Origin of the sequence: Streptomyces sp. NPDC048352 (genome assembly GCF_040651895.1) — a bacterium.
Classification (GTDB): domain Bacteria; phylum Actinomycetota; class Actinomycetes; order Streptomycetales; family Streptomycetaceae; genus Streptomyces.
Genome location: NZ_JBEZKZ010000133.1, coordinates 1 through 8,991, shown reverse-complemented (window position 1 = coordinate 8,991; position 8,991 = coordinate 1). Strand labels below are relative to the sequence as shown.

Here is an 8,991-nt window from a genome sequence, read left to right as displayed (position 1 = left end):
CCCGGAGCTTCCGGGCGCGGGCGGTCCGGCCGCCGCGGCCCCGCAGTCCACCAGCTGGGGCGCCGCGGCCCAGGGCGGGCACGAGGTCCCGCGCGGGCACGACGAGCTGTCGGGCCCCGGCTCCACGGCCGAGTTCGCCCGCCCGGACTTCAACGCCCCGCCGCCGCAGGCCACCGGCGGCAACCCCGCCCCCGGCGCCACCGGCCAGTTCGAGCGCCCGCAGCCGGCGGGCCCGCTGGACCCGGCCTCCACCGGCCAGTTCGCCCGCCCGGGCGGCCCCGGTGTCGGCGGCTACGCCGAGCAGCAGCAGCCCCAGCGGTCCGGCGGTTACGCCCCGGCGCCGCGCGCCGAGGCCCCCGGCCTCCCGCAGGCGTACCAGCCGGAGGCCCTGCCGCCGGCTCCGGCGCAGCACGCCCCCGAGCCGCGCAGCCCGATCTTCGACACGCTGGAGTCGAACTGGACCCGCCAGGACGGGCAGCAGCCCGCCGGGCAGGGTCCGGCCGTGCCCCAGCAGCCGCACCAGCCCCAGCAGCGCGCGCAGCAGCCGCTCGCGCAGCGCGGCCAGGAGTTCGCCGCCGAGCCCGCCGCGGCGGTCACCGGCAGCAGCCCGACGGTCAGCTGGAAGCCCTCCCCGAACGACGAGCTGATGCGGCAGGCCGAGCGCGTGCGCCAGCCCGCCGCCGGCGGGATCACCACCTCGGGGCTGCCCCGGCGGGTGCCGCGGGCGAACCTCGTGGCCGGTACCGCCCAGCAGCAGGCCGAGACCCAGACCGGTCCGCAGGTATCGCGTGCTCCGGACGATGTCCGCGGCCGTCTCACCAATCTCCGTCGCGGTATCCAGCAGGGCCGCCAGGCCGGCAGCACCGGCCCCGCGACCGGCAGTTACCACATCGACCCCACTTACCAGCAGGAGCGATAGTTGAGTTCGATGAGCCAGGCGGCACAGAACCTGAACTGGTTGATCACCAACTTCGTGGACAACACCCCCGGGGTGTCGCACACGGTGGTGGTCTCCGCCGACGGACTCCTTCTGGCGATGTCGGAAGGCTTCCCCCGTGACCGCGCCGATCAGCTGGCGGCCGTGGCCTCCGGTCTGACCTCGCTGACCGCCGGAGCCTCCCGCATCTTCGAGGGCGGAGCCGTCAACCAGACCGTGGTGGAGATGGACCGCGGGTTCCTCTTCCTCATGTCCGTCTCCGACGGATCCTCACTGGCCGTGCTCGCGCACCCCGAGTGCGACATCGGCCTCGTCGGCTACGAGATGGCCCTCCTCGTGGACCGCGCCGGCAACGTCCTGACCCCGGACCTGCGCGCGGAGCTCCAGGGAAGCCTGCTCATCTGACACCCCCACCCCGGCCGGACGGTACTTCCGGCCGGGGCACCGGGTCCGCGCACCCGGAAATCCAGTACCCCCGACAGGCCGTCATGTCCCCCCACCGGCCGCCCTGTCAGACGGCACGCTGACCACTGCTGTCCAGCCCGGAGGATCAATGACCCCGCCCCCCGCCTACCCCGACGCATACGGAGATCCGTACTCGGAAGGCGACCAGCCGCTCGTCCGCCCGTACGCGATGACCGGCGGCCGGACCCGACCGCGCTACCAGCTCGCCATCGAGGCGCTGGTCAGCACGACGGCCGACCCGATGCACCTGTCCGGCATGCTGCCGGAGCACCAGCGCATCTGCACCCTGTGCCGTGAGGTGAAGTCGGTCGCGGAGGTCTCCGCGCTGCTCTCGATGCCGCTCGGCGTCGCCCGGATCCTCGTCGCCGACCTGGCGGAAGCCGGCATGGTGGCCATTCACCAGCCGGGCAATGGAGAGGCCGGCGGAACGCCGGATGTAACGCTGCTCGAGAGGGTTCTCAGTGGACTTCGCAAGCTCTGACGGTGGGGCGGCTCCGCGCTCCACCACCTCCGCGAAGATCGTGGTGGCGGGCGGCTTCGGCGTGGGCAAGACCACGTTCGTGGGCGCCGTCTCCGAGATCAACCCGCTGAGAACCGAGGCCGTGATGACGTCCGCGAGCGCGGGCATCGACGACCTCACGCACACCGGTGACAAGACGACCACCACGGTCGCCATGGACTTCGGCCGCATCACCCTGGACCAGGACCTGATCCTGTACCTCTTCGGTACGCCGGGACAGGACCGCTTCTGGTTCATGTGGGACGACCTCGTCCGCGGCGCCATCGGCGCGATCGTGCTGGTCGACACCCGCCGGCTGGCGGACTGCTTCCCGGCGGTGGACTACTTCGAGAACAGCGGCCTGCCCTTCGTCGTGGCGCTCAACGGCTTCGAGGGACACCAGCCCTACACGCCCGAAGAGGTCCGCGAGGCGCTCCAGATCGGCCCGGACGCCCCCATCATCACCACCGACGCCCGCCACCGCGCGGACGCCAAGAGCGCGCTCATCACGCTCGTCGAGCACGCCCTGATGGCCCGGCTCAAGTAACACCTTTTCCAAGGCAATGCGCCGGGGCGGGCTGTGTTCTCCAACACGGCCCGCCCCTCGCGTTCATAACGTTTCGACAGTGAATTGCCGTCGGCCGGACACGGGCCGCGTTCAGCCGGTGCCGCTGCGCGCACGACTGACCCCATTTTTGCCGCAGCTCGCTCTTTATGTCCGTTTTATGTGGGGCGTTAGGTTCGTGGAATGGCCGGATTCAACTGTTTGGAACACGGCGCTGAACCGTGCTGGAATTCAACGAACTAGCTAGTAGCACCGCCGAGAGGTTGTTGGTCGAGTGAGGCGAAGCAACTCGAGCCCCGCGGATGAACCCGCGCGAGGCAACTTCACCCCGCCGCCGCGCGCGGCCATGTCGCCCGTCGACGTGCCCGTGGAACCACCCCCGAGCAGCGGCAGCACCAGCAAGTTCTCCCCGCGCAACTGGCGGGTGGCCACCAAGCTGAACGCCATCCTCCTGGTACCGGTCCTCGTCGGACTGGTCATGGGCGGCTTCCAGGTGAAGGGCTCGGTCGACAGCTGGAACGAGGCCAAGGACGCCGAGAAGACCGCCCGGATCGTCCAGGCCGCGGCCGAATACGGCCAGGCCCTCCTCAACGAGCGCGACCTCACCGCCGAGCCCCTCCTGAAGGGCGACCGCAACAACGAGGCCGTGACGAAGGCCTACGCGGCCACGGACGCGGCCAAGGCCAAGTTCGCCCGGGCCGCGAAGGACCTGCCGTCCAAGCAGGGCCTGGAGCGCCGCCTCGAGCTCTTCCGCCAGGAGGAGCCGAAGCTGGAGCAGGTCCGCAAGACGGCCTACGCCATCCCGGAGACCCAGAAGAAGAACCTCCCCACCTCGGCCGGCCCCATCCCGACCGAAGAGGGGTACGTGCTGGTCCAGCACTACCTGATGCAGTTCTCCAACGAACTGGGCCTGGGCACCGGAAACGTCACCAGCTACGGCCGCATGGTCTACGCGGTCGAGCTGGCCAAGGCCGCGAACTCGCTCCAGCGCTCGGTCGGCACGCACCTGCTGGTGCGCCCGAACGACAACGAGGAAGTCCGCAAGGCCCAGCTCGTAGCCTTCTCCTCCTACGCCTACCTCGAAGAGATCGCCATCGGCGAGTACGTCGCCGCCGGCACCGACGAGGACACCAACCGGCTCAAGGAGGTCATGGGCAAGAAGTCCCAGGAGGGTGCCGCCAAGCTCGCCCAGGCCAAGCAGGCCGCCGAGCAGGCCGGCACCCCCTTCAAGGCTCCGCCCGTGGTCAACGGCTCCGCGCTCACCGGTATGACCGAGGCGATAGCCAGCGGCGAGAAGAGCGCCAAGCTCGCCCTGAACGGCACCACCGCCCCGGCCTGGCAGGCCGCCGCCACCGCCAAGTTCGACGGTTACGCCGAGATCGAGAAGGACCTCCTCGACAAGGCCGTCAAGGACGCCGTCGCGGTGTCCGACAAGTCCCGCGGCGACGCCATCCTGACCGGTGCCATCGTGGTCGTGGCCCTGCTGGCCGCCTTCATCCTGGCGGCCATGATGGCCCGCCAGATGAGCCGCTCCATGCGCCGCCTGCGCTCCTCCGCCTTCGACATCGCCGAGCAGCGCCTGCCGGCGCTGGTCGACCAGCTCTCGCGCACGGACCCGGGCAAGGTCGACACCCGCGTGCAGCCGATCCCGATCACCTCCCAGGACGAGATCGGCGAGGTCGCCCGCGCCTTCGACCAGGTCCACCAGGAAGCGGTCCGGCTCGCCGCCGAGCAGGCCCTGCTGCGGGGCAACGTCAACGCGATCTTCACCAACCTCTCCATGCGCAACCAGTCGCTGATCGAGGGCCAGCTGACCCTCATCACCGACCTGGAGAACAACGAGGCCGACCCGGACCAGCTGGAGAACCTCTTCCGCCTGGACCACCTCGCCACCCGTATGCGCCGCAACGGCGAGAACCTCCTCATCCTCGCGGGTGAGAACCCGGGCCGCCGCTGGGACCAGCCGGTCCCCCTCGTCGACGTGCTGCGCGCCGCCTCCTCCGAGGTGGAGCAGTACGAGCGCATCGAGCTCTCGGGCGTCTCCGACGCCGAGATCCACGGCCAGGCCGTGACCGACCTCGTGCACCTCCTCGCGGAGCTCCTGGAGAACGCCACCACGTTCTCCTCCCCCCAGACCAAGGTCCGCGTCAACGCGACGCGCCTGCCCGACGGCCGCGTGATGGTCGAGATCCACGACAAGGGCATCGGCCTCACCGCCGAGGACTTCGCGGACATCAACCACAAGCTGGCCAACCCGCCGACCGTGGACGCCGCGATCTCGCAGCGCATGGGCCTGTTCGTGGTCGGCCGGCTGGCGGACCGACACAGCATCCGCGTCCAGCTGCGCCCCTCGGGCGAGGCGGCCGGCACCACCTCGCTGGTCATGCTCCCCGACGCCATCACCCACGGTGGCGGTGGCGAGGGCATACCGGAGGACGACTTCACCGTCTCCTCGATCATCCCGCAGCAGAAGGCCCAGTCGGCCGCCCCGCTGCGGACGGCCGCCGAGCTCGGCTTCGACGACTCCCGCTACGACGCCCAGGGCGGCCCGGCGGGCGACGGGCAGCCGGCCGACCCGGTCGTGCGGTCCCTGGGCCGCGAGGAGCGCAGGGCGGCGCTGGAGGCGCAGCTCAACTATCCCCAGGCGCAGTCGCAGGAGCAGTACCCGGAGCCGGACTCCCAGGAGTATCCGGAACCTCAGCCCGAACACGGGTACCAGGAGTACCAGGGCTACGAGCAGCAGTCCGCACAGGGGTACGAGGCCCCGTACGAGCCCCAGCAGCAGCCGCAGGCCTACGAGTCGTACACGGACCAGGGCTACGCCTATCCGGAGTCCGGCTACCAGGACGCCCAGCAGCCCGCTCAGGCGTACGAGGGTGGCTACGAGGACCGGTCCCAGCAGGCCGAGTGGCCCGAGCAGAACACCTACTCGGGCTCCTACCAGCAGGATTACGGGACCGATTCGGAATCCCCCTCCGCTCCCGAACCGGCTCGGGACCGCGTAGGCTTCGACCGTCAGGGCGCCGCTGCCGACACCGGTCACGAGTTGACCGGAGCGGGCCTGCCGCGACGCGGCAGCCCACAGCAGTGGCAGCCGGCACAGCAGGAAGCGGAGTCCGCAGGATCCCTCTTCGCGCAGCGGCCGCAGCGTCAGCAGCAGCCCGCCGAAGCGCAGCGGGAGCCGGAGGAGGCAGCAGCCGGCGGGGGCTGGCGTTCGACGAACGACGAGCGCTGGCAGCAGGCCGGCAAACTCCGTGAGCCGAAGGCGGGCGGGGTCACCCCGTCCGGTCTCCCTCGGCGCGTGCCCAAGGCCAACCTGGTCGAGGGCGCTGCGGAGACGACCCCGCAGGGCGGCCCCCAGGTCTCCCGCGCCCCGGAGGACGTCCGTGGCAGGTTGAGCAACCTGCGACGCGGTGTCCAGCAGGGACGCAGTGCGGGTTCCGAGCAGTCAAGTAACAGCTATGACCAGGAGCGTTAGTGTGAGCGCGATGAGCCAGGCGGCGCAGAACCTGAACTGGTTGATCACCAACTTCGTGGACAACACCCCTGGGGTGTCGCACACGGTGGTGGTCTCCGCCGACGGCCTTCTGCTGGCGATGTCCGACGGATTCCCGCGCGACCGCGCCGATCAGCTGGCGGCCGTGGCCTCCGGTCTGACCTCGCTGACCGCCGGAGCCTCCCGCATCTTCGAGGGCGGAGCCGTCAACCAGACCGTGGTGGAGATGGACCGCGGGTTCCTCTTCCTCATGTCCGTCTCCGACGGATCCTCGCTCGCGGTGCTCGCGCACCCCGAGTGCGACATCGGCCTCGTGGGCTACGAGATGGCCCTCCTCGTGGATCGCGCGGGCAGCGTCCTCACCCCGGACCTGCGCGCCGAGCTGCAGGGAAGTCTTCTCAACTAGCAGACGGGCAGTGCGTTTCGCGTCATCGCACCATAGGGTGCGGTGGCGCGGTTCCACAGGGAGTACTGCGTTCTTGGAGTCGGAGGAGGAAACGTGACAACACCCGGAGGACATCCTTATGGCGGCCAGCAGCCGCAGGGTGGGCACGACCAGAACCGCTTCAACTTCCCCTCCTCGCCCAGCCGGCCCGTGCCGGAGCACAACCCCTACGCCCAGCAGCCGTACGGGCAGCCCCAGCAGCCCCAGGCGCCCCACCGGGTTCCGCAGCAGCCCCCCAGGGCCGCGCAGCAGCCGCAGGCCCCCAAGGCGCACAACCCGCTGGTGCGCCCGTACGCGATGACCGGCGGCCGTACCCGGCCGCGCTACCAGCTCGCCATCGAGGCGCTGGTCAGTACCACGGCGGACCCCGCGCGGCTGCAAGGGCAGTTGCCCGAGCACCAGCGCATCTGCCGCCTGTGCCAGGAGATCAAATCCGTCGCGGAGATCTCGGCACTTCTCTCCATTCCTCTTGGTGTCGCCCGCATCCTCGTCGCCGACCTGGCGGAGGCGGGCCTTGTCGCCATTCACCAGCCCGGCGGCGACGAGTCTGCCGGCGGCCAGCCAGATGTGACACTGCTCGAAAGGGTGCTCAGTGGACTTCGCAAGCTCTAACGGCGGAGCGGCTCCGCGCTCCACCACCTCCGCGAAGATCGTGGTGGCGGGCGGCTTCGGCGTGGGCAAGACCACGTTCGTCGGCGCGGTCTCCGAGATCAACCCGCTGCGCACCGAAGCCGTCATGACCAGCGCTTCCGCCGGTATCGACGACCTCACCCACACCGGTGACAAGACGACCACCACGGTCGCCATGGACTTCGGCCGCATCACCCTGGACCAGGACCTGATCCTGTACCTCTTCGGTACGCCGGGACAGGACCGCTTCTGGTTCATGTGGGACGACCTCGTCCGCGGCGCCATCGGCGCCGTCGTCCTCGTCGACACCCGCCGTCTCGCCGACTGCTTCCCCGCCGTCGACTACTTCGAGAACAGCGGCCTGCCCTTCGTCATCGCCCTCAACGGCTTCGACGGGCACCAGCCCTACACGCCCGAAGAGGTCCGCGAGGCGCTCCAGATCGGCCCGGACGCCCCCATCATCACCACCGACGCCCGCCACCGCGCGGACGCCAAGAGCGCGCTCATCACGCTCGTCGAGCACGCCCTGATGGCCCGCCTGCGGTAGCGAGCCCGCGGCGGCGCCCCCGAGGCCGCAGAAAGGCCCCCGTGCCCCGGCACGGGGGCCTTCGCCGTTCCCGGGCCCGGTTCCGGGGCCCGGTTCCGGGCCCGTACGGCCCCGGCGGCCGCTGCCGCGGTCATGCGGAAGGCCCCGCACCCCTTATGGGGTGCGGGGCCTTCCGCGTGCGTACGTCCGCTGCTCAGCCGCGCCAGCTGTGGGGGGCCTGGAAGCCCCGGCTGCGCTCCAGGCGGCGCCAGCCGGCCGTGGAGCGGGGGGTGGCGGCCTCTTCCGGGGTGGCGGCGGCGCGGGCGAGGAGGATCGCGGTGATCGCGGCCAGCTCCTCGGGCTCGGCGTTGCCCTTCTCGACCTTCAGCAGGGTGTCGGTGGCGGTGCTCATCGTCGGCAGGTCTCCTTCGCTCGTTACTGCGGCGGGTTGCCGTGCTTGCGAGACGGCAGATCGGCGTGCTTGGTGCGGAGCATCGCGAGGGCGCTGACGAGCACCCCGCGGGTCTCGGCGGGGTCGATGACGTCGTCCACGAGGCCGCGCTCGGCCGCGTAGTACGGGTGCATCAGCTCGGCCTTGTATTCCTTGACCATCCGGGCCCGCATCGCCTCGGGGTCCTCGGCGTCCGCGATCTGCTTGCGGAAGATCACGTTGGCGGCGCCTTCGGCGCCCATGACGGCGATCTCGTTGGTGGGCCAGGCGTAGGTGAGGTCGGCGCCGATGGACTGGGAGTCCATGACGATGTACGCGCCGCCGTAGGCCTTGCGCAGGATCAGCGAGATCCGCGGCACCGTGGCGTTGCAGTACGCGTACAGCAGCTTGGCGCCGTGGCGGATGATGCCGCCGTGCTCCTGGTCGACGCCCGGCAGGAAGCCGGGGACGTCCAGCAGGGTGATGATCGGGATGTTGAAGGCGTCGCACATCTGGACGAAGCGCGCGGCCTTCTCGGACGCGTGGATGTCCAGGACGCCGGCCAGGTGGCCGGGCTGGTTGGCGACGATGCCGACGACCTGGCCGTCGAGGCGGCCCAGGGCGCAGATGATGTTGCGCGCCCAGCGCTCGTGGATCTCCAGGACGTCGCCGTCGTCGACGAGCTCCTCGATGACCTTGAGCATGTCGTACGGGCGGTTGCCGTCGGCGGGGACCAGGTCCAGCAGGACGTCCGAGCGCCGGTCGACCGGGTCGGTGTTCTCGTGGACCGGCGGGTTCTCGCGGTTGTTGGAGGGCAGCATCGTGATGAGGTACCGGACCTCGGAGATGCAGGTCTCCTCGTCGTCGTACGCGAAGTGCGCGACGCCGGAGGTCTCGGCGTGCACGTCCGCGCCGCCGAGGCCGTTCTGGGTGATCTCCTCGCCGGTCACCGCGCGGACCACGTCCGGGCCGGTGATGAACATCTGCGAGGTGTCCCG

9 protein-coding genes and 1 pseudogene are annotated in these 8,991 nt (G+C 70.6%); 8 read left to right on the top strand and 2 right to left on the bottom strand.

Translation table 11 applies throughout. The features are described from left to right. The 8 genes and pseudogenes from AB0D45_RS34075 to AB0D45_RS34040 form a co-directional block, all read left to right on the top strand. A pseudogene (locus tag AB0D45_RS34075) lies at positions 1–919 on the top strand (histidine kinase); the annotation flags it as partial. Between the two features lie 9 nt (positions 920–928). Continuing rightward, a complete protein-coding gene (locus tag AB0D45_RS34070; RefSeq protein WP_007266776.1) occupies positions 929–1,342 on the top strand; it encodes a roadblock/LC7 domain-containing protein in 414 nt (137 codons plus the stop codon). Between the two features lie 148 nt (positions 1,343–1,490). Continuing rightward, positions 1,491–1,883, top strand: a complete 393-nt coding sequence (locus tag AB0D45_RS34065) for a DUF742 domain-containing protein (protein ID WP_361610160.1) — start codon at positions 1,491–1,493, stop codon at positions 1,881–1,883. Next, the gene (locus tag AB0D45_RS34060; RefSeq protein ID WP_266573764.1) at positions 1,864–2,448 is read left to right on the top strand and encodes an ATP/GTP-binding protein; all 585 of its coding nucleotides are present in this window, start codon (positions 1,864–1,866) and stop codon (positions 2,446–2,448) included. The genes AB0D45_RS34065 and AB0D45_RS34060 overlap by 20 nt, the downstream gene beginning before the upstream one ends. Positions 2,449–2,740: 292 nt before the next feature. Further along, positions 2,741–5,944, top strand: a complete 3,204-nt coding sequence (locus tag AB0D45_RS34055; RefSeq protein ID WP_362466415.1) for a nitrate- and nitrite sensing domain-containing protein — start codon at positions 2,741–2,743, stop codon at positions 5,942–5,944. A gap of 10 nt (positions 5,945–5,954) precedes the next feature. After that, positions 5,955–6,368 (top strand): roadblock/LC7 domain-containing protein, encoded by a 414-nt coding sequence (locus tag AB0D45_RS34050; RefSeq protein WP_030037347.1) that lies wholly within the window; start codon positions 5,955–5,957, stop codon positions 6,366–6,368. Between the two features lie 93 nt (positions 6,369–6,461). Continuing rightward, positions 6,462–7,019, top strand: a complete 558-nt coding sequence (locus AB0D45_RS34045; RefSeq protein WP_361610163.1) for a DUF742 domain-containing protein — start codon at positions 6,462–6,464, stop codon at positions 7,017–7,019. Next, positions 7,000–7,584: an ATP/GTP-binding protein gene (locus AB0D45_RS34040; protein ID WP_007266770.1), complete on the top strand. Its 585-nt coding sequence runs from the start codon at positions 7,000–7,002 to the stop codon at positions 7,582–7,584. The genes AB0D45_RS34045 and AB0D45_RS34040 overlap by 20 nt, the downstream gene beginning before the upstream one ends. A gap of 193 nt (positions 7,585–7,777) precedes the next feature. On the opposite strand, the gene AB0D45_RS34035 is transcribed toward AB0D45_RS34040, so the two are convergent. Further along, positions 7,778–7,975 carry an acyl-CoA carboxylase subunit epsilon gene (locus AB0D45_RS34035; RefSeq protein ID WP_361611865.1) on the bottom strand — a complete coding sequence of 66 codons (198 nt, stop codon included), beginning with the start codon at positions 7,973–7,975 and terminating at the stop codon, positions 7,778–7,780. Positions 7,976–7,998: 23 nt separating this feature from the next. Beyond that, positions 7,999–8,991, bottom strand: a 993-nt coding sequence (locus tag AB0D45_RS34030) for a carboxyl transferase domain-containing protein (protein ID WP_362466412.1), incomplete at its 5' end; no start/stop codon positions are given.

Excerpts from the sequence above, each read along its gene's own strand:
- AB0D45_RS34035 (WP_361611865.1), bottom strand. The coding sequence starts at position 7,975 with ATGAGCACCGCCACCGACACCCTGCTGAAGGTCGAGAAGGGCAACGCC.
- AB0D45_RS34050 (WP_030037347.1), top strand. The coding sequence starts at position 5,955 with ATGAGCCAGGCGGCGCAGAACCTGAACTGGTTGATCACCAACTTCGTG.
- AB0D45_RS34065 (WP_361610160.1), top strand. The coding sequence starts at position 1,491 with ATGACCCCGCCCCCCGCCTACCCCGACGCATACGGAGATCCGTACTCG.
- AB0D45_RS34070 (WP_007266776.1), top strand. The coding sequence starts at position 929 with ATGAGCCAGGCGGCACAGAACCTGAACTGGTTGATCACCAACTTCGTG.